The sequence below is a fragment of the Mesorhizobium sp. KR1-2 genome (assembly GCF_040045035.1).
Classification (GTDB): Bacteria; Pseudomonadota; Alphaproteobacteria; order Rhizobiales; family Rhizobiaceae; genus Pseudaminobacter.
Map to the genome: position 1 here is coordinate 71,197 of NZ_JBDZDS010000008.1, position 24,484 is coordinate 95,680.

At 63.6% G+C, this 24,484-nt stretch carries 16 protein-coding genes; 5 read left to right on the forward strand and 11 right to left on the reverse strand.

Annotated elements, in window-relative coordinates; all coding sequences use genetic code 11:
• The first annotated feature begins 5 nt into the window (after positions 1-5).
• A complete protein-coding gene (zwf, locus tag ABLE85_RS16530) occupies positions 6-1,595 on the forward strand; it encodes a glucose-6-phosphate dehydrogenase (protein ID WP_348793810.1) in 1,590 nt (529 codons plus the stop codon).
• A gap of 93 nt (positions 1,596-1,688) precedes the next feature.
• Here zwf and ABLE85_RS16535 read toward each other — a convergent pair whose 3' ends face one another.
• On the reverse strand, positions 1,689-1,976 hold the full coding sequence (locus ABLE85_RS16535; protein ID WP_348793811.1) for a GlsB/YeaQ/YmgE family stress response membrane protein: 288 nt from the start codon (positions 1,974-1,976) through the stop codon (positions 1,689-1,691).
• Between the two features lie 157 nt (positions 1,977-2,133).
• On the reverse strand, positions 2,134-2,805 hold the full coding sequence (locus ABLE85_RS16540; RefSeq protein ID WP_348793812.1) for a Crp/Fnr family transcriptional regulator: 672 nt from the start codon (positions 2,803-2,805) through the stop codon (positions 2,134-2,136).
• 283 nt (positions 2,806-3,088) lie between these two features.
• Here ABLE85_RS16540 and ABLE85_RS16545 point away from each other — a divergent pair, with 283 nt between their 5' ends.
• Positions 3,089-3,958, forward strand: a complete 870-nt coding sequence (locus ABLE85_RS16545) for a slipin family protein (protein ID WP_348793813.1) — start codon at positions 3,089-3,091, stop codon at positions 3,956-3,958.
• Positions 3,959-3,982: 24 nt separating this feature from the next.
• Here ABLE85_RS16545 and ABLE85_RS16550 read toward each other — a convergent pair whose 3' ends face one another.
• Positions 3,983-5,320, reverse strand: coding sequence for a glucoamylase family protein (locus ABLE85_RS16550; RefSeq protein ID WP_348793814.1), 1,338 nt, complete (start codon positions 5,318-5,320; stop codon positions 3,983-3,985).
• A 272-nt stretch (positions 5,321-5,592) separates the two neighbouring features.
• Between ABLE85_RS16550 and petA the strand changes: the two genes are divergently transcribed.
• A complete protein-coding gene (petA, locus tag ABLE85_RS16555) occupies positions 5,593-6,243 on the forward strand; it encodes a ubiquinol-cytochrome c reductase iron-sulfur subunit (RefSeq protein WP_348793815.1) in 651 nt (216 codons plus the stop codon).
• Positions 6,244-6,262: 19 nt separating this feature from the next.
• On the opposite strand, the gene ABLE85_RS16560 is transcribed toward petA, so the two are convergent.
• The 4 genes from ABLE85_RS16560 to ABLE85_RS16575 all read right to left on the reverse strand — a co-directional run bounded on the left by ABLE85_RS16560 (position 6,263) and on the right by ABLE85_RS16575 (position 15,662).
• Entirely contained in the window at positions 6,263-7,669 is a 1,407-nt protein-coding gene (locus ABLE85_RS16560; RefSeq protein ID WP_348793816.1) for an efflux transporter outer membrane subunit, read from the reverse strand.
• 264 nt (positions 7,670-7,933) lie between these two features.
• Positions 7,934-11,215 (reverse strand): efflux RND transporter permease subunit, encoded by a 3,282-nt coding sequence (locus ABLE85_RS16565; RefSeq protein WP_348793817.1) that lies wholly within the window; start codon positions 11,213-11,215, stop codon positions 7,934-7,936.
• A complete protein-coding gene (locus ABLE85_RS16570; protein WP_348793818.1) occupies positions 11,212-14,328 on the reverse strand; it encodes an MdtB/MuxB family multidrug efflux RND transporter permease subunit in 3,117 nt (1,038 codons plus the stop codon). The genes ABLE85_RS16565 and ABLE85_RS16570 overlap by 4 nt, the downstream gene beginning before the upstream one ends.
• Positions 14,325-15,662, reverse strand: a complete 1,338-nt coding sequence (locus tag ABLE85_RS16575) for an MdtA/MuxA family multidrug efflux RND transporter periplasmic adaptor subunit (RefSeq protein WP_348793819.1) — start codon at positions 15,660-15,662, stop codon at positions 14,325-14,327. Before ABLE85_RS16575 ends, ABLE85_RS16570 begins: the two co-directional genes overlap by 4 nt.
• A 224-nt stretch (positions 15,663-15,886) precedes the next feature.
• Between ABLE85_RS16575 and metH the strand changes: the two genes are divergently transcribed.
• Positions 15,887-19,675 carry a methionine synthase gene (gene metH, locus ABLE85_RS16580; RefSeq protein ID WP_348793820.1) on the forward strand — a complete coding sequence of 1,263 codons (3,789 nt, stop codon included), beginning with the start codon at positions 15,887-15,889 and terminating at the stop codon, positions 19,673-19,675.
• 60 nt (positions 19,676-19,735) lie between these two features.
• Here metH and ABLE85_RS16585 read toward each other — a convergent pair whose 3' ends face one another.
• Both ABLE85_RS16585 and ABLE85_RS16590 read right to left on the reverse strand, forming a co-directional pair.
• A complete protein-coding gene (locus tag ABLE85_RS16585) occupies positions 19,736-20,206 on the reverse strand; it encodes an NUDIX hydrolase (protein ID WP_348793821.1) in 471 nt (156 codons plus the stop codon).
• Positions 20,203-20,385 (reverse strand): hypothetical protein, encoded by a 183-nt coding sequence (locus ABLE85_RS16590; RefSeq protein ID WP_348793822.1) that lies wholly within the window; start codon positions 20,383-20,385, stop codon positions 20,203-20,205. The genes ABLE85_RS16585 and ABLE85_RS16590 overlap by 4 nt, the downstream gene beginning before the upstream one ends.
• A 545-nt stretch (positions 20,386-20,930) precedes the next feature.
• Here ABLE85_RS16590 and ABLE85_RS16595 point away from each other — a divergent pair.
• Positions 20,931-22,430, forward strand: coding sequence for a malonyl-CoA synthase (locus ABLE85_RS16595; protein ID WP_348793823.1), 1,500 nt, complete (start codon positions 20,931-20,933; stop codon positions 22,428-22,430).
• Between the two features lie 81 nt (positions 22,431-22,511).
• Here the strand turns inward: ABLE85_RS16595 and ABLE85_RS16600 are convergent, their stop codons facing one another.
• Together ABLE85_RS16600 and ABLE85_RS16605 are read right to left on the reverse strand one after the other, a co-directional pair.
• Positions 22,512-23,456, reverse strand: a complete 945-nt coding sequence (locus ABLE85_RS16600) for a nucleoside hydrolase (RefSeq protein ID WP_348793824.1) — start codon at positions 23,454-23,456, stop codon at positions 22,512-22,514.
• A complete protein-coding gene (locus tag ABLE85_RS16605) occupies positions 23,453-24,466 on the reverse strand; it encodes a nucleoside hydrolase (RefSeq protein ID WP_348793825.1) in 1,014 nt (337 codons plus the stop codon). The genes ABLE85_RS16600 and ABLE85_RS16605 overlap by 4 nt, the downstream gene beginning before the upstream one ends.
• Positions 24,467-24,484: the final 18 nt, after the last annotated feature.

Here is a 24,484-nt window from a genome sequence, read left to right on the forward strand (position 1 = left end):
GGCCGATGCCAGAATCTGCGCCAGGTTTTGCGGTGGAGGCCAGGCCGCGCCACGAGGCAAAACCGGCCGACCCGTGCGCGATGGTCATATTCGGGGCTGGTGGCGACCTCACCAAGCGCCTGATGGTGCCGGCACTCTACAACCTCTCGCGCACCGGCCTGCTGCCGGAGAAGTTCGCGCTCATCGGCGTGGACATGGCACAGGGAACCGTCGAGAGCTGGCAGGCGCATCTTCTCGACATGCTCAAGAGCTTCGTCGGCAATGCCGACGGCGGGTTCCAGATCGACGGGATCGACGAGGCGGCCTGGGCGCGGCTCGCCGACAAGATGTCATATGTCCAGGGAGACCTCACGACATCCGACGTGTACGAGAAAGTCCGCGCCGCGCTAGAGGAGGCCGAAGGGTCCCACGGCACGCGAGGCAACGCGATCTTCTATCTCGCCGTTGTCAGCCGGCTTTTCGGAACCGTGATCGATCGGCTCGGCGAGGCGGGGCTTACCGACGAGGGAGAGGGTGTCGGGGGGGAACCTTCCTTCTGGCGCCGCGTGGTGATCGAAAAGCCCTTCGGCCACAGCCAGGAGACGGCCCGTGAACTGAACGCTCGCATCCTGCGCACCCTGAAGGAGGACCAGATCTACCGGATCGACCACTTCCTCGGCAAGGATACGGTCCAGAGCATCATGGCGTTCCGCTTCGCCAACGGGCTGTTCGAGCCCATCTGGAACCGCGACCGGATCGATCATGTGCAGATCACGGTTGCCGAGACGGTGGGCGTGGAGCGGCGGGGCAAATTCTACGAGGAGACCGGTGCGCTGCGCGACATGGTTCCGAACCATGTGTTCGCACTGCTTTCGATGGTGGCTATGGAGCCGCCCACCGGCTTCGATGCCGCGTCGGTCCGCAACAAGAAGGCCGAGGTCTTTGCCGCGATGCCGGCCGCCAGTCCGGAATGGGCGGTGCGTGGCCAGTATGGGGCCGGCGTGGTGCTGGGCACGCGGACGAAGGCCTATCGCCACGAGCCGGACGTAGCGGCGGACTCCAGCACCGAAACCTATGTCGCCATGCGGCTCGAGATCGACAACTGGCGCTGGGCCGGCGTGCCATTCTACCTGCGGACGGGCAAGCACATGCCGCAGCGGACCACCGAAATTGCCCTGCGCTTCAAGCAGGCGCCCGCAGCGGTATTCCAGGACACGCCGGTCACGTCGCTGCGCCCCAACTGGCTGGTGCTGAACATCGCCCCCGAGGAGGGGATTTCCCTGCAGTTCGAGGTCAAGTGCCCCGGCCCGGTGGTGGACCTTGCCGCCGTGAAAATGGATTTCCGCTACAATAACTGGTTCCCCAAGGAGCCGAATGTCGGATACGAAACGCTGATCTACGACGTCATGATCGGCGACCAGATGCTGTTCATGCGGGCCGACATGGTGGAGGAAACCTGGCGCATCGTGCAGCCGGTGCTCGACGCCTGGGCGGAAAAAAAGCCGGATTTCCCGAACTATGCCTCAGGAAGCGATGGTCCCGAGGTCGCCAACGAAATGGTCGCCTGTGATGGAAACCGGGCGTGGCGCCGTCTTTCGCCATCGATGCGGAAGTAGGGAAGATCAGTTTCCGACGTTGGGCTTTGTCCATATGCCACGGCCGGGGCGATCCACTCGCCCCGGCCGGTTTCTCATACGGTTGTATCCCGATTACGGGTGATGGTGCCTTTGCCAAGTGCCGGCGTCGTGTACCAGCCGGCCGATCAGCAGCAGCACCAGCGAGCCGATAATCGCGTTAATGGTCCAGGCCACAAGGGGCGCGCCAATATGAACGCCGATCATCGGGAGCAGCCAGGTACCGAGGAAAGCGCCGACGATTCCGATGATAAGGTCGCCTATCATTCCGAACCTGGAGCCTTGAACGAGCTGGTCAGCGAGCCATCCGAGGACGAGACCGACCACCAGCACGATCACAACATTTTCCGCTGACATGTACATGTTATGCCTCCAACTATGGAAGCTGGGCGCCCCAGGCTCTGTACAGTCCGGGAGGAGGGGCGGCCCACTCCTTCGCCATGATGCTACGTCTGCGTCAAAATAAAGACTGTGCAAAATTGCACACCGCGACAAATTGCACGTCAAATGCCCCGGCGTTTCATGTCTTCGGTCTCGGTTGGTCTGGCAAGATGACGCTTGCCAGCGAGCCATGGACTTTGATGGTGCCATTATAGTCTATGAAACCCTGCTTGCGGAACTTGTTCATGAAGAAGCTGACGCGGGAACGTGTCGTCCCGATCATCTCCGCAAGCATCTCCTGGCTGATCTTCGTGGCGATCGGCTCAGGCTTGCCCTCCTTGTCGAAATGAGCCAGCCGCAGCAGCAGCCGCGCGAGCCGCTTTTCGCTAGAATTGAACAGCTGGTCGACCAGGTCCGCCTCCAGGCGGGTAGTCCGGTCCAGCAGGTGTGCGATGAACATTTCGCAGAATGCCGGTTCGCGACGTATCAGGCGCATGACCGTTGCCTTTTCGAGCCGCACGACTACCGAAGCGGTCATGGCGGTTGCCGTGGCCGTGCGCAGCGCTTGCCTGGCGAGACAACCTTCGCCGAAGAATTCACCGGCCCCAAGGATGCCGATCACCGCCTCCTTGCCCTGTTCCGAGACGACAGTGACCTTCACGCGGCCCTGCCGCAGGTAGTAGACCGCATCGGCGAGGTCGCCTTGCGAAAAGACGATCTGGTCTTCGTCATAACTGCCAATGCTGCGCCCTTCGCCGACCTTGGCGAGAAAGGACTTCGGATCGAATGAGGCACTACGTCTGTTCGACATCCCGCGATCCTCTGGGCGTAGCCTTCGATCCGGCGAAGCATTTGTTATCATAGTATTTTTTTCTGGTTGTAGCTGTCTGAATCTCGCCTTCGGACCCTTGCGGGCCAACACGTTCGCGTGTTGGCCCGGTGAACGGCAGGCGGAACGCCTTGTCAGCGAAAATGTTACTTCATTTTGGTTCGGGTCCTTGAGGGGCGCGTGAACGATATTGCCCGGCGAGGGTCCTGCGGTAGTTCAATAATGAAGCCTGCAAAACTGCCTGATCGAGCAGGGAGCGGAGGCAATGAACCCTATAGCTTTATTTCTCAGTCTGGTCTTCGCGGCGGCAGGCGCGGCTCTGAGTGCAAAAGGGCATCCTTACTGGGCCGTCCCCTTTTTCATCGTTGCGATACTTGTCGCCGCCTCGCTGAAGATGGCGAACACCTGGCAGAGGTTTGTCATCCTGCGCGCGGGCAAGCTGCTTGGCGTGAGGGGGCCCGGGCTGTTCCTGATCATTCCGGTCGTCGACAATGTGGTGGCCATCATCGACCAGCGCATCCAGACCACGGCCTTCAGCGCCGAACAGGCGCTGACGCGCGACACGGTGCCCGTGAACGTGGACGCGATCATCTTCTGGTTCGTACATAATGCGCAGCACGCGGCGTTGAACATCACCAACTACCGCGAGGCGATCGATCGTGTCGCCCAGACATCCCTGCGCGAGATGATCGGGGCAACCATGCTCTCGGAGCTGCTGTCGGAACGCAAGGCTGCCGACGAGCGGCTGCGCAGCGAAATCAGCCGCAAGATCGTCGATTGGGGCATCTCGGTGAAGGCGGTCGAAATCCGCGATGTCGCCATCCCTGTCGCCCTTCAGGACGCGATGTCCAGACAGGCCCAGGCCGAGCGCGAGAAGCAGGCACGCGTGATCCTCGGTTCGGCTGAAGCGGCGATAGCAAGCAAATTCGTGGAGGCGGCCAACACCTATTCGGATCATCCGATGGCCATGCAGCTGCGCGCCATGAACATCATCTACGAAACGACCAAGGAGCGCGGAACAACCATCCTCATTCCGTCATCGATGGTCGATAGCCTGAACCCGGTGGTTGCGCTTGCGCTGGCTGGAAAGGAGGCCGCGCCGAAAAAGCGAAGAGCCACGGTGCCGGCGAAATGACGGCTTCGGCGGGGCGGCGCGAGATCAGCCGCTGGGGATAGGCGATGGTTCGGCACTGGACGGAGCATGCCGGCCGCCGAGATGGGGGCTTTCGAAGTCGAGCCGCAGCAGCCCCGCGCGCACTTCCGGCGCGGACATGAACAGGTTCCAGAGGAGGCCGGTCCTGTAGTTCTCCGCCATGATGACGATCGGCCCCTGATTGACGGCCAGATAGGTCCTCGCATACCAGTTTCGGCCTTCCGAGAAGGCATCTACGATGCCGAACCGGCCCCAGATGCGCTTCCTTGGCTTGCTCAAGAAATAGCGCAAGGCCCGCATCGCTTCGACCGGAACGTAGGGAAGGCTTGCGACGGCGGCGCTCGGCGTGATCACGCCCATGTCGAGGTCTGGCGCGTGGGCAACATAGCCCACCGGGCCGTGGCTGGCGGTGAGCCCCCAGCAGTCAGGCCCGTAACCGTGGTGGCCGTGCGGGTTGGCGACGCAATGCGCATGGTTGATCCGGGCGTGCCGGACGTTCTGCTCCCAATAGTCGGCGTGGCGGTCTTTCAGCCCGCGCGGATCGAGGCCGCAGAAGGAATAATGCGCCAGGAACATGGGCCCGCCATAGTCCATGCCGAGCGGCAGCTCGATGCCGTAATAGCTCTTGCCGTTGCGGAACGCCGGGCCGGCGGCAAAGCACTCATGGTAGGCGGCGGCGGCGATCGGGTAAGTGTGCGAGCCGGCCGCGAGAATGTAGGCCACCAGGCACTCGTTCCAGCCGGCAACCCTGTGGTTCATTGCCCAGCCATGCTTGGGACTCCAGTGCCAATAGAGGTGGGTGCCGCCGCGGGTGAACCAGTTCCAATCGGCCTGTGCCAGCAGATCGTCGATCTGCACGCGCAATTCCTGCTCGCCGCCTGCCGTGTCGTCGAAATATTCGCGGACACATATCAATCCCTGGAAGAGGAAGGCGGTCTCCACCAGGTCCGCGCCGTCGTCCTTGCGCCCAAAGGGAATCGTCTCGCCTGTCCGGCCGTCCAGGAAGTGCGGGAACATGCCGTGGTAGCGATGGGCCTTTGCGAGGAAAGTCACCATCGTGGAAATGCGTTCGACAGCCTCGCTGCGGGAAATCCACCCGCGTTCGACCGCGACGATGATCGCCATCACGCCGAATCCGGATCCGCCGACGGCGACGAGATCGCCTTTCGGGTCTCCCGTGGTCTTCTGGCGATCGCGCGCCAGGCCGGAAGTCGGGTGGGCGCCTTCCCAGAAAAAGCGAAACGTTTGTCGCTGCACCTCGTCGAGTAGTGCCGCGTCGTCGTGTTCAAGAGCGGGAAAGAAGTCGATGGAGGCGCTGAGTTGCATCCGATTGAACCACTGCATGCTTTTTTGCATGCGGCGAGGTAGTGTCTGTGGAGGCTTACTACAAGCTCGTATGCTGCGACAATCGCGTCGAGAGGCCGGTGATCGCGCAGTTGTTACACCGGCCCGCCGACAAGCCGGTGGAGGCGTATCTCAAAGGGTGCAATCCGCGACAATTGATCAATCGATGCGGGAACGGAAGCCTCGCGGTTACGTTGCGCAGACAGGAGAGCAAAGTGGTGAAACGCCGCGATCATGGGCCAACATGATCGCGAGTTGGAGCATTGAAGAAGATGTCCAGCGTTCACTTCGCAGCAGACCGCCCGGAAAGACCACACGACAACCCGAACCGCCGCGACTTCCTCTACATTGCCACCGCATGCTTCGGAGTGGTTGGCACTGGAGCCGCCCTCTGGCCGTTCATCGACCAGATGAGACCCGATGCAAGCGCGCTCGCCGCCGGCGGGCCTGTCGACGTGGACGTGTCGAAGATCGGCCCGGGCCAGCAGGTCACGGTCCGCTGGCGAGGAACGCCAGTGTTCATCATCGACCGACCGGATGCTGCGCTGAAGACATTGCAAGACCCCATCCTGGTGGCGATGCTCTCGGATCCGGATTCGACGGTGGAACAGCAGCCGCCTTACGCCAGGAACTGGTCGCGATCGGTCAATCCACGCTATGCCGTGCTGGTCGGAGTCTGCACCCATCTGGGGTGCATTCCGCTGTTCCAGCCCCAAGCCGACCCGAGCCGGGAATGGTTCGGCGGCTATTTCTGCCCTTGCCACGGCTCGAAATACGACCTCGCCGGCCGCGTCTACAACCATGTGCCGGCGCCCTACAACCTGCCCGTCCCGCCCTATCATTTCACCTCGCCGACGAATCTGCGGATCGGCGAGAATCCGCCGGGCGAGTCGTTCGACTTCAGCTCGATCGTGCAGGTCTGACCCAGAACCGGCCTGCGTTCTACTGCGTCTCGAAAGCGGCCTGCTGTACCGGCCACAGCCAGCCGCCGCCGAGCGCCTGAAACAGACTGGTGCAGGCCAGCATCCTGCTCAGCCGCACCTGCACCAGCGTGGTCTCGGCGGTGAAAAGCGTCTGCTCAGTCTGCAGGACGTTGATCAGGCTGACCGTGCCCGCGTGCAGTTGCGCTTCCGCCACCTCGAAGGCCTTGCGCGAATTGGTGACCACGTCCTTCTGAAGGCGTTCCTGGATGGTCGTCTGCTCAAGGGCGACCAGCGCCATCTCCACGTCGGAGAACCCTGCAAGCACGGCCTTGCGGTAGGCCTGCAGGTTCTGCAGTTGAACACCCCTGGCCTGCTGCAACTGGCTTTCGAGCAGGAAGCCGTCGAAGATCGGCTGCGAAAGGCTTGCCACGAGGGTGTAGTACCAGTGACCCGGCGTGAACAGCTTGGCCAACTGCATGCTCTGGTAACCAGTCGTGCCGGTCAGTGTTATCTGCGGCAGAAATGCGGCCCGCGCCACCTCGACGCTGAAGTTGGAGGCGGCAAGCTGTGCCTCGGCCTGGCGGATGTCGGGACGTCGGGAGATCAGTTCGGACGGCAGACCGGGCGTCACGCGCGGAACCGTGATCTGGTTCAGGCTGCGGCCCTTGACGCCAAAGTCGGAGGCAGCGCGGGCGACCAGCACGGCGAGCGCGGCCGTGTTCTGCCTCAACGTCACCTCAAGCGGTGGGATGGAGGCGCGCACCGTGGCCACAAGCGCGGCCTGCTGCGACACGTCCAGCTGCGAGGCGGTGCCGCCGGCGAACTCCTTCTGGACGAGATCGAGAATGCGCGTCGAAGCTGCAAGGTTGCTGCGTGCGACGCGTATCTGATCCTGCGCGGCCAGGATCTGGAAATAAGTGTTGGCGACGGTCGTAATTGTCGTGAGCGTGACGATTTCACGATTGAACCGGCTGGCTGCCGCGCTCTCGGCGGCGGAAAACAGCGCGGCCCGGTTCTTTCCCCAGAAGTCGACTATGTAGCTTGCGGTGAGCCCGACATTGTAGAGCGAGTAGGTTTCGGCAGGAGTGGTGGTTCCGTTGATGGTGGTGGAGGCCACGCGTACGCGCTCGGCGCTTGCCGTGCCGGTGAGGCTTGGGAACAGCGGCGCGCCGGCGATGCCGACCTGCGCGTCGGCCTGAACGATCTGCGCCACCGCCACCGCGACGTCCAGGTTCGCTACCTGCGCCTCCTGGATGAGCTTGGTCAGCTCATCGGAGCGGAAGCCGCGCCACCAGTCCAGTGCAGGAACCGCCTCCTCGACATTCTTCTTCGGGCCATTCTTGTAGGCGTCGGGAATCTCAAGGGCGGCATGGGGCTTTTCGGAGCCGAGAATACAACCTGACAGGCTGAGGCCAATGAGACCCATCGAGAGAAAAAGGCCAAACCGGTTGGCTCTGTGTGCAGGGCGTCTCAGGAGACCGGGAAGGATTGCCTTGCAAGTAACGCCACGCATCAGGTGTCCAGCCAGGGTTCTGTAACCATCTAACCCCCAGCGTGCTTCGGTCGCGAAAGCTGCCTCTGGAGTCCCCAATATTCACGCTCGATCGATGTCGAGCAGGAATAGTAGTCAGGAAAGAAAGCGCGTGCCAACGCTCGCGAAGTATAGAACCGGCGTTATCCTCTGACATCTTCATTCGTACGGCGTGGGACTCGTCCGCGGCGGTTGCACCGGCGCGCGCAGTCCCTGGGCCCAGAGCCGGAAGCGGTCGATGTAGATGTAGATGACCGGGGTCGTGTAGAGGGTCAGCATCTGGCTGAGTATCAGGCCGCCGACGATCGCGATGCCCAGCGGCTGGCGCAATTCGCTGCCTTCGCCCAGGCCGATCGCCAGCGGAACCGCGCCGAGCATGGCCGCCATGGTCGTCATCATGATCGGGCGGAAGCGCAGCAGGCATGCCTGGTAGATCGCGTCGCGCGAGGACATGCCTTGGCTGCGCTCGGCGTCGAGCGCGAAATCGATCATCATGATGGCGTTCTTCTTAACGATGCCGATCAGGAGGATGACGCCGATCAGCGCCATGATGCTGAACTCGATGTTGAAGATCTTCAGCGCCAGCAGGGCGCCGACGCCGGCCGAGGGTAGCGTCGACAGGATGGTCAACGGATGGGCATAGCTTTCATAAAGGATGCCCAGCACGACGTAGACGGCTATGAGCGCCGCAAGGATCAACAGCGGCTGGTTGGCAAGCGATTCCTGGAAGATGCGTGCCGTGCCCTGGAAGCTGCCGTGGATCGAAGCGGGCATGCCGATGCGCTCCTTGGCCGCGTTGATCGCCGTCACGGCTTCGCTCAGCGCCACTCCGGGCGCCAGGTTGAACGAAATCGTGGCAGCGACGAACAATCCCTGATGGTTGACCGCAAGCGGGGTGCTTCCAGGGGCGTAGTGGGCTACCGCGGATAGTGGGATCATTCTCTCGAAGCTGGTGCTGATCGCCGATCCCGTGGAGGGTACGGTCTTGCCGGTGTTGCCGATCGAATTGGTTGCCTGGTTGCGCGCGGCATCGGCTGCGATCGCGGCGGCCGAGGTTCTCTGCCCGGGCGAGAGGAAGGTTCCCGCCACCGCGTTGGTCGCCTGCGATCCGCCGACGGCGCCGCCCGCCGTGCTCACGAAGACCTCCTTCAGCGTCTGCGGAAGCTGCCAATATTGCGGGGCCACCTCCATGACGACGTGATATTGGTTGCGCGCCACGTAGATGGTCGAGACCTGACGCTGTCCGAAGGCGTCGTACAAGGTGTTGTCGATCTGATTCACGGTGATGCCGAGGCGTGCGGCGGAAGCGCGATCGATCACGACGTTCGCTTCAAGACCCATGTTCTGCTGGTCGCTGCTGACATCGGTAAGCTTGGGCTCGGCCTGCAGGGCGGCGGTCAGCTTTGGAGCCCATTCGTTGAGGTCGGCCAACCTGTCGCTCTGCAGGGTGTACTGATACTGGGCGTTCGACTGCCGGCCGCCGACACGTATGTCCTGGACCGCCTGCAAGTAGAGCGTGGCTCCCGACACCACCGCAAGGTCGCGACGCAGGCGGCCGATCACCCGGTCAGCCGAAATCTTGCGTTCGGCGAGGGGCTTCAGGGAGATGAACATGAAGCCGGAATTCGTCTGGGTATTGCCGGTGAAGCCCACGGCGGTGTCCACCGCGGGATCCTTCTTCACGATATCGACGAACTGGGCGAGCTTTTCCGACATCAGCTGAAACGATATCGCCTGATCCGCCTGGATCGTTCCGACGAGCCGCCCCGTGTCCTGCTGCGGGAAGAAGCCCTTGGGAATGGTGACGTACAGATAACCATTGAGGCACAGCGTGGCCAGAAGCGCCAGCATGACCAGGCGAGGATGCGCCAGCGCCCATCCGAGAGACCTGCGATAGCCGTCCAGCATGGCGGCGAACACCCGTTCGCTCGCACGGTAGAGCCGGCCGTGCTGGCGGTCGTCCTGGCGGCGCAGGAGTATCGAGCACATCATCGGCGTCGTGGTGAGCGAGATGGCGAGCGAGATCAGGACTGCCGCGGAAAGCGTGACGGCGAACTCGCGAAAGAGGCGGCCGACGATCCCGCCCATGAGGAGGATCGGGATGAAAACGGCAATGAGCGAGATGCTCATCGACAGGACGGTGAAGCCGACCTCGCCGGCGCCCTTGATCGCAGCCTTCATCGGGGGAAGTCCGGCGGCGGTGTAGCGGGAGATGTTTTCCAGCACCACGATGGCGTCATCGACCACGAAGCCCGTGGCGACCGTCAGCGCCATCAGGGAAAGATTGTCGAGGCTGAAGCCTAGCAGGTACATCACGCCCAGCGTGCCGACCAGGGAGACCGGCACCGCCACGATCGGCACCAGCGTGGAGCGCACGTCGCGCAGGAAGGCGAAGACGACCAGGATCACCAGCCCGATGGCGATCATCAGCGTCGCCTCCACCTCCTTAAGCGAGGCGCGGATGGTGGTCGAGCGATCCATCACCATGGAGAGGTCGATGGCTGGCGAGATCGATGCCCGCAGCGTGGGCATCAGCGCCTTCACCCGGTCGACAGTGGCGATGATGTTGGCGTTGGGCGACCGGTAGAGGATGAGCAAGACCGCCGGCTTGCCGTTTGCGAGGCCGGCATTGCGGATGTTCTCGACGGAGTCGTTGACTTCGCCGACGTCCGACAGGCGCACCGGCGCGCCGTTGCGATAGGCCACGATCAGCGAGCGGTAGGCGTCGGCTTTGTTCGCCTGGTCGTTGGCGTAGATCTGATAGCGCTGCGTGCCGACGTCGATGGCGCCCTTCGGGCTGTGGGCATTGGCGGCGGCGAGTGCGGCCCGCACGTCCTCCAGCCCGATGGCGTATTTGTAGAGGGTTTGCGGATTGAGCTCCACACGGACGGCGGGCAGCGAGCTGCCGCCGACGATCACCTCGCCTATGCCGTCCACCTGAGAGAGCTTTTGCGCGAGCACGGTGCTGGCGGCATCGTAGACACTGCCCGTCGGCAGCGTGTCGGAGGTGAGCGAAAGGACCATGATCGGCGCGTCGGCCGGGTTGACCTTCCGGTATGTCGGGTTTTGCCGCAGGCTGCTGGGCAGGTCCGCGCGGGCTGCGTTGATCGCGGCCTGGACGTCGCGGGCGGCGCCGTCAATGTCGCGGTCTAGTCCGAACTGCAGCGTGATGCGCGTGTTGCCGAGCGTGCTGGTCGAAGTCATCTCGGTGACGTCCGCGATTTCGCCGAGATGCCGTTCCAGCGGGCTGGCGACCGTGGTTGCGACCACTTCGGCGCTGGCGCCCGGCAGCGTCGCCTGCACCGAAATGACGGGATAGTCGACCTCCGGCAGCGGCGCTACCGGTAGCAGCGGATACGCCACCAGCCCCGTTGCAAAGAGCCCGATCGTGAGCAGCGTGGTGGCAACAGGGCGACGGATGAACGGAGCCGACAGGTTCATGGCCTGCTGCCCACGCCTTGCGCCTCGGACGCATCAGGCCGGATGCCCTGCAGGCGCGATGCGAGGCGATCGAACCAGAGGTAAATCACCGGCGTGGTGAACAGTGTCAGGATCTGGCTCACCAGCAGGCCACCGACAATGGAGACGCCCAGCGGATGCCGGAGCTCGGAGCCGACGCCAGTGCCCAGCATGAGCGGCAGGGCGCCCAGGATGGCGGCCAGCGTCGTCATCAGGATCGGCCGGAACCTGAGCAGGCATGCCTGGTAAATGGCGTCGCGCGGCGACTTGCCCTCGTTGCGTTGCGCATCGAGGGCGAAGTCGATCATCATGATGGCGTTCTTCTTCACGATGCCGATTAGCAGGATGATGCCGATGATGGAGATGACGGTCAGGTCTTCGCCGGCCGCCATCAAGGCGAGCAGGGCGCCAATGCCGGCCGAAGGCAGGGTCGACAGGATGGTGATCGGGTGGATGAAGCTCTCATAGAGCACGCCCAGCACGATGTAGACAGTCACCACCGCCGCCAGGACCAGAAACAGCTGGTTGGTGAGCGAGGCCTGGAAAGCGCGCGCCGCGCCCTGGTAGGTGGTGATGACGCTGATCGGCATGTTGATCTCCGCCTGCGCCTGATCGATCACCTTGATCGCCTCGCCGAGGGAGACGCCGGGCGCGAGGTTGAAGGAGATGGTGGTGGCCGGGAACTGCCCCATGTGGGTGATCTGCAGGGGAGCGGTGCCTACATGCGTCTTGGCGACCACGGGGAAGGGGACCGGAGCGCCGCCGGTCGACGACGGCAGATAGATCGACGAGAGCGACTGCAACGATTGCTGCAGCGAAGGGTCGGCCTCGAGGATGACCCGATACTGGTTGGTCGTCGTGAATATGGTCGAGACGATGCGCTGTCCGAACGCGTCGTAAAGCGCGTTGTCGATGGTCGCAGGCGTAATGCCGAAGCGCGCCGCCTGATCACGGTCGATGTCGACGAAGACCGCAAGGCCGCTTTGCGTCAGGTCGCTCGTGACATCGGAGAGTTGCGGCAGCGAGTTGAGCTTGTCGATCAGCTTGGGCGTCCATTGCGCCAGCTCGTCCGAATTGGCGTCCTGGAGAACGAATTGATATTGCGTGCGGCTGACCGTACCGTCGATCGTCAGGTCCTGCACCGGCTGCATGTAGAGCGTGATGCCGGGGATCGACGCCGCGCTTTGCTTCAGTCGCCGCATCACTTCGGTGATGTCGGAAGTGCGCTGATCGTGCGGCTTCAGGTTGATCAGGATGCGCCCGACATTGAGCGTGGTGTTGGTACCGTCGACCCCGATGAAGGACGACAGGCTGTCGACGTCGGGGTCCTTGAGGATGAGGGCGGCAAGGTCCTGCTGCCGCTCGCCCATGGAGCTGAAGGAAACCGACTGCGGTGCTTCCGTGATCGCCTGGATGAGGCCGGTGTCCTGAACGGGGAAAAAGCCCTTCGGGATCGTGATGTAAAGCGCCACGGTGAGGACGAGAGTGCCTAGCGCGATCAGCAGCACCAGGGTCTGCCGGTCGAGCACCTTGGTGAGCAGGCGGCCGTAGCCCCTGATCACCCAGGCGAAGAAATCGTGACTGGCGCGTTGGAAGACGTTTTCGTGCACCGCCGATATCGGCTTCAGCAGCTTGGCGCAGGCCATGGGCACGAGAGTGAGCGAGACCGCCGCGGAGATGAGGATGGTGGTCGACAGTGTTATGGCGAATTCGCGGAACAGCCTGCCGACGACGTCGCCCATGAACAGCAGCGGGATCAGCACCGCGATCAGCGATACGGTCAGCGAAATGATGGTGAAACCGATCTGCTCGGACCCGATCAGGGCCGCTTCCTGCGGCGAATAACCTTCCTCGATGTAGCGCGAGATGTTCTCTATCACCACGATCGCGTCGTCGACGACGAAGCCGGTCGCGATCGTCAGCGCCATGAGCGACAGATTGTCGAGGCTGTAGCCGAACAGATACATCACGCCCAGCGTGCCCACCAGGGACAGAGGCACGGACAGGCTGGGGATCAGCGTCGCGCGCGCGCTGCGCAGGAAGACGAAGATGACCAGCACGACCAGGATGACGGCGAGGGTCAGCTCGTATTCGACGTCGTGCACCGAGGCGCGGATGGTGGTGGTGCGGTCGGTCAGTACGGCGACGTTGATGGCGCTGGGCAGGGATGCCTGCAACTGCGGCAGCAGCGCCTTGATGCGGTCCACCACCTCGATGACATTGGCTCCGGGCTGGCGCTGGATGTTGACGATGATCGCGGGCGTGGTGTTCATCCACGCGGCGAGCTTGTTGTTCTCGGTGCCGTCGATCACGGTCGCCACGTCGCTCAGGCGCACCGGCGCGCCGTTCTTGTAGGCAATGACCAGCGGCTCATATTCCTTTGCACTTCTCAGCTGGTCATTGGCATTGACCGAATAGGAGCGCGCCGGCCCGTCGAAATTTCCCTTCGGCGCGTTGATGTTCGCGTTCGCCAAGGTGGTGCGCAGGTCGTCGATGTTGAGGCCATAGGCCGCGAGCTTGCGCGGATCGGCCTGGACGCGCACGGCCGGCCGCTGTCCGCCGGTCAGGGTCACGAGGCCGACGCCGGGAAGCTGCGATATCTTCTGGGCAAGCCGCGTGTCTGCGAACTCCTGCACGTCGCGCAGCGGCATCGTCTCCGACGTCAGCCCGAGCGTCAGGACTGGTGCATCCGCGGGGTTGACCTTGGCGTAGATCGGCGGCGCCGGAAGGTCGGACGGCAGCAGGTTGCCGGCTGCATTGATTGCGGCCTGCACCTCCTGCTCGGCGACGTCGAGCGAGACCGACAGGTTGAACTGCAACGTTATCACCGACGCCCCGGCCGAGCTCACGGAGTTCATCTGGCTGAGATTGGGGATTTGCCCGAGCTGGACCTCCAGCGGCGCAGTGACCGAGGAGGTCATCACATCAGGGCTGGCCCCAGGATAGAACGTCTGGACCTGGATGGTCGGGTAATCGACCTGGGGAAGAGCCGAAACGGGCAGGAACCGGAACGCCAATATTCCGGACAACATGATTGCGACCATCAAAAGCGATGTTGCCACCGGTCGAAGAATGAAAGGTCGCGAGGGGTTCATTTTGTGTGACGGCTTCCCCCATGTCTTCTATTGGGCGAGTTGCCGGGATTTGGATTGCGCAAGTTGCCCAGATTTGGCGGCGCCAAGCTCGGCTTGGTTGGATCCGATTGAGCCTGTGGGGGCGCCGCGGCTTGCTCCTCCGGGCGCAAGCTCACCGTCGCGCCGTCGCGAAGCCTGTCGGCACCGTCGACCACCACGCGATCCCCGGGGGCCAGTCCGGCCAAGACCTCAGTGCGCAAGCCGTCGATCACGCCCAGATTGATCTTCCTGACCGAAACGGTGTTGTCGGCGTTGACCAGGTAGACAAAGGTGCCGGGAACGCCGCGCTGGATGGCGGCGGTCGGCATGACCGTCACATCCTTGTGCTCGTTCAGCAGAAGCTCGATGTTGACGAACTGGTTCGGATAGAGGTTGCGGTCGGTATTCGGGAACGATGCCCGCAGCTTGATGGTGCCGGTGGTGGGGTCGATCTGGCTGTCGAACGTGTCCACAACGCCCTCGTCGAGCTTGGTGGTGCCGCTCCGATCATAGGCCGTGACGGTCAGCTTGGCGCCCTGCCGCATGCGCTGGACGATTGCCTGCAGCTGGTCCTCCGGCACGGTGAACAGCACGCTGATGGGCTGGATCTGGGTGATGACGACGATGCCGGCGGGATCGCCGGGCGTGACGTAGTTGCCCACGTCCACCTGGCGCAGGCCGACTCGACCGTCGATGGGGGAACGGATGCTGCTGAAATCGAGGTTGACGGTGGCGGCCTGGACCAGGGCCTTGTCGGCTTCGACGGTGCCTTGATACTGCGCGACCAATGCCACCTGGGTGTCCAGAGTCTGCCTCGGCACTGCGTTCTGGGTCGCCAGGCCCTGATAGCGCTTGAGGTCGACTTGCGCGCCCTTCAGTAGCGCTTCATCGCGCGCCAGTTGGCCCTGCGCCTGGGCCAATGCCGCCTGGAACGGTCGCTGGTCGATCTGCGCGAGAAGGTCGCCCTTCTTCACGTCCTGGCCTTCGGTGAAGTTTACCAGCACGAGCTGGCCACTGATCTGGGTCTTGACGGTCACCGTGGCCAGCGACGTGACCGTGCCGAGAGCGCTGACGGTCACGTTGATGTTGCCGGTCTCGACGGTGGCCGCCCCGACTGTGGCAGGCTGCGCGGGGCGGCTGGAAACCGGCGGGGTCTGGCCGGCCGGCAGACGCTGCCACCACAGCCCGGCCGCGATGGCCAGCAACACGAGAAAAACCACCCAAAGAAGCCCCCTTCGCGAGCCGGGTCTGGTCGTTTCCGGTCGTTCGAGGACCCTTTCTTTCGGCGCGTCTCGAAGCTGGTCCATGGACAGCATACCCAATCTCGGTCAGTACGACCGATATTCCCGCCTGACGATAGAGGGAGTTTGGGCGGCAGAACAGCCGCGCAAGGCTGCGTCACCACTTGTTGATCGCATGGAGCCGATTCCGGCTTGACCGCAGTTCGGGTGACTGGTTGCCTCATTGTGATAACCGACATGTTGACATAAAGATATGTTTATGTGAGTTGATGTCGCGATGAAAACTGGATCTGTCGCAAATGCATAGCTCTCTGGACGCCCTGTTTGGGCCTGTCGCCGAAACGGCCCATGGAGCCGAGGTGCTGGCCGCGCTGACGAAAGCCGCGCGCGAGCGCATTCTTGTCCTCGACGGGGCGATGGGCACCCAGATCCAGGGGCTGGGCTTCGACGAGACCCACTTTCGCGGCGACCGCTTTGGCGGCTGCGCCTGCCACCAGCAGGGCAACAACGACCTGCTGATCCTCAGCCAGCCCGGTGCGATCGAGGAGATCCATTACCAATACGCCATCGCCGGCGCCGACATCATCGAGACCAACACCTTCTCTTCGACCCGCATCGCTCAGGCCGATTACGGCATGGAGGAGATGGTCTATGAGCTGAACCGCGACGGCGCGCGGCTGGCACGGCGGGCGGTCATCCGGGCTGAGCAGGAGGACGGCAAGCGCCGCTACGTGGCCGGCGCGCTCGGGCCCACCAACCGCACGGCGTCGATCTCGCCGGACGTCAATAATCCAGGCTATCGCGCCGTCACCTTCGACGATCTGCGTCTCGCCTATGCCGAGCAGCTGCGCGGCCTCATCGACGGCGGCGCCGACCTCATCCTGATCGAGACCATTTTCGACACGCTGAACGCCAAGGCGGCGGTGTTCGCCTGCAGCGAGGTCTTTGCCGAAAAGGGCGTCGAACTGCCGATCATGATTTCCGGCACGATCACCGACCTTTCCGGCCGCACGCTGTCGGGCCAGACACCGACCGCCTTCTGGCACTCGCTGCGCCATGCCAATCCCTTTACCTTCGGCCTGAACTGCGCTTTGGGTGCTGCCGCCATGCGCGAGCATCTGGCCGAGATCTCGGATGTGGCCGATACCTTCACCTGCGCCTATCCCAATGCCGGCCTGCCGAACGAATTCGGGGGCTATGACGAGAGCCCGGAATATATGGCCGAGCAGATCGAGGAATTCGCTCGCGAGGGGCTGGTGAATGTGGTCGGCGGCTGTTGCGGATCGACGCCGGACCACATCCGCGCCATTGCCGAGGCCGTGAAGAAGTACCCGCCGCGGCAGGTGCCCGAGCACAAGCCGCTGATGAAGCTGTCGGGCCTCGAGCCCTTCACGCTCACGCCGGAAATCCCCTTCGTCAATGTCGGCGAGCGCACCAACATCACCGGCTCGGCCCGGTTCCGCAAGCTGATCACGGCGGGCGATTATGCCGCCGGGCTCGAGGTCGCGCGCGACCAGGTTGTCAACGGCGCGCAGATCATCGACGTCAACATGGACGAGGGGCTGATCGACTCCAAGCGTGCAATGGTCGAGTTCCTCAACCTGATCGCAGCCGAGCCCGACATCGCCCGCGTGCCAATCATGATCGACAGCTCCAAATGGGAGGTGATCGAGGCCGGGCTGAAATGCGTGCAGGGCAAGCCGGTGGTCAATTCCATCTCGATGAAGGAAGGCGAGGAAACCTTTCTCCACCACGCCAAACTGGTGCGCGCCTATGGTGCGGCGGTCGTCGTCATGGCCTTCGACGAGGCCGGGCAGGCCGACACCAGGGAGCGCAAGTTTGCGATCTGCACCCGCGCCTACAAGCTCTTGACCGAGAAGGCCGGCTTTGCGCCCGAAGACATCATCTTCGATCCCAACATCTTTGCGGTCGCCACCGGCATCGAGGAGCACAACGGCTACGGCGCGGCCTTCATCGAGGCAGCGGGCGAGATCACCCGCACCTTGCCGCATGTCCACGTCTCGGGTGGAGTGTCGAACCTGTCCTTCTCCTTCCGCGGCAACGAGCCGGTGCGCGAGGCCATGCACGCCGTGTTCCTTTACCATGCAATCCAGGCGGGGATGGACATGGGCATCGTCAATGCCGGCCAGCTGGCGGTCTACGAGTCCATCGATCCCGAGCTGCGCGAAGCCTGCGAGGACGTCATCCTCAATCGCGTTCCCAAGGATGGCGGCAACGGCACCGAGCGCCTGCTGGAGCTGGCCGAGCGCTTCAAGGGCGCGGGCGGCAGGGAGGCCAAGGAAAAGGATCTGGCCTGGCGCGAATGGCCGGTGGAGAAGCGACTGGAGCACGCGCTGGTCAATGGCATCACCGAGTTCATCGAGGTCGACACCGAAGAGGCTCGCCAGAAGGCCGAACGCCCGCTCCACGTGATTGAGGGGCCGTTGATGGCCGGCATGAACGTCGTCGGCGATCTGTTCGGCTCGGGCAGGATGTTCCTGCCGCAGGTGGTCAAGTCGGCCCGCGTGATGAAGCAGGCCGTCGCCGTGCTCTTGCCCTACATGGAAGCGGAAAAGCTCGCCAATGGCGGCAACGGTGTGCGCCAGAGCGCCGGCAAGATCGTCATGGCCACGGTGAAGGGCGATGTACACGACATCGGCAAGAACATCGTCGGCGTCGTGCTGGCCTGCAACAATTACGAGATCATCGATCTCGGCGTGATGGTGCCGGCCTCGAAGATCCTCGAGACCGCACGGGAGCATCAGGTCGACATCATTGGCCTGTCGGGGCTGATCACGCCCTCGCTGGACGAGATGGTGCATGTCGCAACGGAGATGGAGCGCGAAGGCTTCGACATTCCGTTGCTCATCGGCGGGGCCACCACCAGCCGTGTGCACACGGCGGTGAAGATCCACCCAAAATACGAACGCGGCCAGACGGTCTATGTCACCGACGCAAGCCGCGCGGTCGGCGTCGTCTCCACCCTTCTGTCGCCTGAGGCGAAGGGCGGCTATGTGGACGCAACACGGGCGGAATACAGGAAGGTTGCAGATTCCCATGCGCGCAGTGAGGCCGAGAAACAACGCCTGCCGCTGGCGGCGGCGAGAGCCAACGCCCACCGTATCGACTGGTCGGGCTACGAGCCGCCGAGGCCGTCCTTCCTCGGCACGCGCGTCTTCGAGGATTGGGACCTGGCCGAACTTTCCCGCTACATCGACTGGACGCCGTTCTTCCAGACCTGGGAGCTGAAGGGTCGCTATCCGAAGATCCTGGAAGACGAGAAGCAGGGGCCAGCCGCCCGTCAGCTTTTCGAGGACGCGCAGGCCATGCTGGAAAAGATCGTTGCGGAAAAATGGTTCGCGCCGAAGGCAGTGATCGGCTTCTGGCCCGCCAATGCGGTGGGCGACGATATCCGCCTGTTTGCCGACAGCGGCCGGGACCGGGAACTCGCCACCTTCTTCACACTGCGCCAGCAGCTTTCCAAGCGCGACGGCAGGGCGAATGTGGCGCTGTCCGATTTCGTCGCGCCGCTGGAAAGCGGCAAGCCCGACTATCTCGGCGGCTTCGTGGTCACGGCGGGCATCGAGGAAGTGGCCATAGCCAAGCGCTTCGAGCTCGCAAATGACGACTATTCTTCTATCCTGGTGAAGGCACTGGCCGACCGCTTTGCCGAGGCCTTTGCCGAGCGCATGCACGAACGCGTGCGCAAGGAGTTCTGGGGCTATGCGCCGCACGAGGCGCTGTCGTCGGACGAACTGATCTCCGAGGGCTATCGCGGCATTCGCCCGGCGCCCGGCTATCCGGCCCAGCCCGACCATACCGAGAAGGTGACGCTGTTCCACTTGCTCGACGCGCAGAAGCGGGTCGGGGTGAGCCTGACCGAAAGCTATGCAATGTGGCCGGGCTCATCCGTCTCTGGGCTCTATCTGGCCCATCCCGAGAGCTATTATTTCGGCGTCGCCAAGGTCGAGCGCGACCAGGTCGAGGATTATGCCCGGCGCAAGGGCATGGCGGTTGCCGAAGTGGAGCGCTGGCTGGGGCCGATCCTGAACTATGTCCCGACGCGGGCCGCCGAGACGGTCGCCTAGCATTGGGCCGGCAGCCGTGGCCGCCGGCATGATCACGATTGCAGACCGGGGGCGCCCCGGTCATGCACGCGCGGTGAGGTCCTCGCGCAGCGAGTGGAACAGCCCTTTCAGCCCTGTGTCGGAAACGGCTTCCGTTGCGGCGGTAAGGTCGTGCCAGCGCCGCTTGCGCTGCGTGCGTTCCGGCCAGTGCACCAGCGTGCCCCGCACTTGCAGGCCGTAGAGCACCACCGAGCAGAGGGCCTGCGAGCCGTCCTTGAGCGTCTTGAGGTAGTCATAGGCGCCGATCGGCTCTGAATCGAGGTCGCCGAACACGCCGGCCTCCTCGAATGCCTCGCGCATGGCTGCCTGCCTCGGCGTCTTGCCATTGATCGGCCAGCCCTTGGGCACCAGCCAGCGTTTGGTTTCGCGCGAGGTGATCAGCAGCACCTTGAGGTTGCCGCGCCGGGTGATGCGCCAGGGCAGCGCGCCGTATTGAAGCAGGCTTTCCGCGGCCCTCGGCGCGGCTGGATGTTGTCTCGCCAGCGCTGTCATCGGCACGCCTCGCCATTCTCGCCGGAGCGCCCGTCGGCGAAAACCGACAGGCTGGACGCGAATGGGCGCGGCATCACCGGCGGCTGCTGGCGGTGGGCGCACCAGGGACAGCGAACCGCCGCGCGCGGCAGGCCGCGGTGGCAGAAATTGCATTTCGGGAAGGCATAGAAATTGATCATCTTCGGCTCCGGGCGGCGCGAGAAAATCGCGCAAGGTCCACCGCAATTCGGTTCGGTAAGGTGGTCCCGGAGCGGAAAGTTCTGTGCGGTATTCAGTCCATCATGAAGCCGCCCCGGGAGAAACCATGCGCTTCTCCGGCGAGCCTCGAAATCTTGATGAAGGTTTTCATGCACATGTTTTCAATATAGTCGAAAGCAAAATAAATACAAGAGCATGGCCGGTTCCGGCGAGAGACGAGGGCTTCTTGTCGCGGGTTGTCTGGATTTCACATTGCTCCGTGTGCGGAAGAAAATTCCCTGGGCGACACTCCGGCCTGGATCAAAGCGTTGAGCCTATGAAAACGGCCCCGATTTCGGCCTCGACGAGGCCAAGCTCGGCCCGGCCCGGCTGAATGGCGGTGCCGACTGAACACCTCTTGCAGGCGGGTTGGCAACTGAGGGATTGACTGGCGCTCGGCTTTGATGCGACCCGGAGGTCATGAGTTGTTTGGCCGCCCTCCGCCTGATTTCTCGAAAGCGGGTGGCGGCCGTTATGGAGTGCGAGCATGGCCAATCCGATCTACGACGCGCTTGTCGGCATTCATCGCGACAGCGCACATCCGTTCCTGCATTTGTCGGACGGCCGGGTGCTCAGCCATGCCGATTTTGCCAAGCTCGTCGGCCGGATCGCTGCAGTGTTGCGCGCGCAGGGCGTCGAGGCCGGTGACCGCGTCGCCGTCCACGCCGCCAAGACGCCGGAAACGCTTGCATTGTTCTTCGGCTGCGCGCAGATCGGCGCGGTCTTCCTGCCGCTCAACACCGCCTACACGCTGGAGGAGGTGAAATTCTTCCTCCGCGATGCCGAGCCGAAGCTCTGCGTCTGCGCCCCGGAAGAGGAAGCCGACATTGCCGCGCTGCTGGAGGGCAGGGGCCGCACGCTTTCCATCTCGGCCGACAGCACCGGAAGCTTCGCCGATGCGATCGCTGCCGCCGAACTCCTCATAGCGGTGACTGATCGGGGCGACAACGACCTCGCCGCGCTGCTCTACACCTCCGGCACCACGGGGCGCTCCAAGGGCGCCATGCTCACCCAGAACAACCTTTTGTCCAATTCGCGCGCGCTCGTCGCGGAATGGCGTTTTACGTCCGACGACGTGCTGATCCACGCCCTGCCGATCTTCCACACGCATGGCCTGTTCGTCGCCACCAATGTCATGCTGGCCGTTCGCGGCAGCATGATCTTCCACCAGGCGTTCAAGGTCGACGTCATCCTCGACGACCTGCCGCGTGCGACCGCGCTGATGGGCGTGCCCACCTTCTATACGCGGCTCCTGGCCAGCGATCGCCTCAACCGCGATCTCGTCAGCCACATGCGCCTGTTCGTCTCGGGCAGCGCGCCGCTTTTGGCCGAAACGCATGTCGAGTTCGAGGCGCGCACCGGCCATCGCATCCTCGAACGCTACGGCATGACCGAAACCGGCATGAATACCTCCAATCCTTATGAGGGCGAGCGCCGCGCCGGCACGGTGGGCTTCCCGTTGCGGGGAACGGAAATCCGCATTGCCGATGACAGCGGCAAGCCGCTGCCAACAGGTGAAATCGGCGGTGTCGAGGTGCGCGGGCCCAACGTCTTCGCCGGCTACTGGCGTCTGCCGGAAAAGACCAGGACCGAATTCCGCCCGGACGGCTACTTCATCACCGGCGACGTCGGCATGATCGACGAAGACGGCTATCTGCACATCGTCGGCCGCGCCAAGGACCTCATCATTTCCGGCGGCTTCAACATCTATCCGAAGGAAATCGAACTGGTGATCGACCAGGTCGAGGGCGTGGTGGAAAGCGCCGTCATCGGCCTTCCGCATGCCGATTTCGGCGAGGCACCGGTGGCGGTGATCGTGGGTGACGAGGCTGCGCGTCCGGCGGTGGAGGCGGCGGTGGCGACGTCGCTTGCGCGCTTCAAGCAGCCCAAGCGGCTCGTCTTCGTGTCCGAGCTGCCGCGCAACACGATGGGCAAGGTGCAGAAAGCTGAACTGCGCAAGCAGTTCGGCGACCTGCTGTCGAACTGACGATGAAAAAAGGCCCCGGCGCAGCAAGCGTCCGGGGCCTTTGTGTTCAACCGCATTCGAAGGGACGGCTGTGCCCCTTGCTCAGTCCCTGAGCAGGTCGAACATCAGCTTGAAGAAGCGGTCGGCGTCGACCTCGTAGGCGATCCTGGCGTTGTCCTTCTCGCCGCGTTCGCCCCAGAAGTCCGCCACCGTCGCGCCGAAGGTGTAGGTGCCCTGAAGGTCCACGGCGATGTGGGCCGGACGGGTCTTGACCAGCGTCGGGTCGATCGCCAGCGCCAGCGCCAGCGGGTCGTGCATGGCGCCGCCCACGCCCATCGAGTTGCGGTGCAGCTTCTCGTAGAAGCGCAGCCAGTCGTTGACCAGCTTGCCCAGCGGCGTGTCAATCTTGGCGAGCTCGGCAAATTGCGGCTCCTCGATCAGCACCTGCATGGTCACGTCCAGGCCGACCATGGTGATCGGCACGCCCGAATCCAGCACGATCCGCAGCGCCTCGGGATCGCAATAGGCGTTGAACTCGGTCGGCGTGATGATCTCGCTCTTGCGGTAGAACGCGCCACCCATCCAGATCACTTCCTTGATCTTGGGCAGAACGTGCGGGTGCTTCAGCAGCAGAAGGCCGATGTTGCACAGCGGGCCGGTCGCCACCACCAGGGTCGGCTCGGGGCGCGCCAGCAGCTGCTCGGCCAGAAAGTCGACCGCGTGCTGGTCGACAGGCTTGATGGTCGCCTGCGGCAGGTAGGGCGAGCCTTCCAGCCCGCTCGGGCCGTCGGCGGTGCCGAGAACCAGCGGCCGCGCCAGCGGGCGATGGCAGCCGGCCGCAACCGGCACGTCGCCCGCGCCGATATACTCGAGGATGCGCAGGGCGTTGGCCGTCGTCTTTTCCAACTCGGCATTGCCGCAGGTGGTGGTCACGCCGAGCAGTTCGATAGCCGGCGAACGATGCGCCATCACCAGCGCGATGGCGTCGTCATGGCCGGGGTCGCAGTCGAAGAGAATGGGGGTAGGGGTCATGTCGCTGCCCTTCATGCTGCTCGCTCGTAGCGAGCGATGGTATTCTTGAAGATGTCGAGGAAGCGCCGGCCGTCGAGGTCGGTGCCGATGCGCGTGGTCTTGGGGCCGCCGCCGGGCAGGATCTGGAAGCCGCGATAGGCCACCGTCTGGCCGCGGGCCACGCTGCCGTCTGTCAGAACGTCGACGAACAGCGGCTCGGTGGTGGTCACCAGGTCGGGCTGGAAGGCCAGCGCAACGGTGATCACGTCGTCCATCGGGAAGCCGACGAGGCCGAAGAATTCGCGCCAGATGTCGATATAGATCGGGAACACCTCCGCGATCATGTCGACGACAGGGTTGTTCTTCGCGGTCGCCTGCAAATCGGCGATGTCATCGCGCGTCAGCATGGAGGGGGCGACGCGGTCGTCCTCACAGATGTCGAGCGGCACGAGGATCTTCTGCACGTCGGCATTGAGCACGATGCGCGAGGCTTCCGGGTCGGCCCAGATGTTGTACTCCGTCACCGGCGTGATGTTGCCTGGCGTGTGGAAGTTGCCGCCCAGCACCAGCAGGTTCTTGAGAGCCTTGGTCAGGCGCGGTTCCTGCAGCAGTGCCATGGCCGCATTGGTCAGCGGGCCGGTGGTGACCAGCGTGATCTCGCCCGGGTTCGACATCACCGTGTCGATGATGAAGTCCACCGCGTGACCGGGCGTCGCCTGCCGCTTCGGCGTCGGCGCCGGCGGGTTGAATTTTTTCAGGCGGTCGCCGAAGCGCGCTGTGAGCTGCTTCTCGAAATGCACCGGCGCTTCCATGTCGGCCTTGGAATGGCCGACGATCGGCCGCCAGGCACCGGCATAAACGGGGATGTCGTCACGGCCGGCGAGCGACAGCGTGTTGAGCACGACATTGGTAACCTGCTCGATGGGGCCGGCCGCACCGGTCGCGGTGGTGACAGCCTCAAGCTTGATGTTGGGGTTTGCCGCGGCAAACAGCACGGCGAGGATGTCGTCGCCCGCCGAATCCACGTCGAGAATAATGCGTTCCATTCGTCAAAAAGCCTTTCA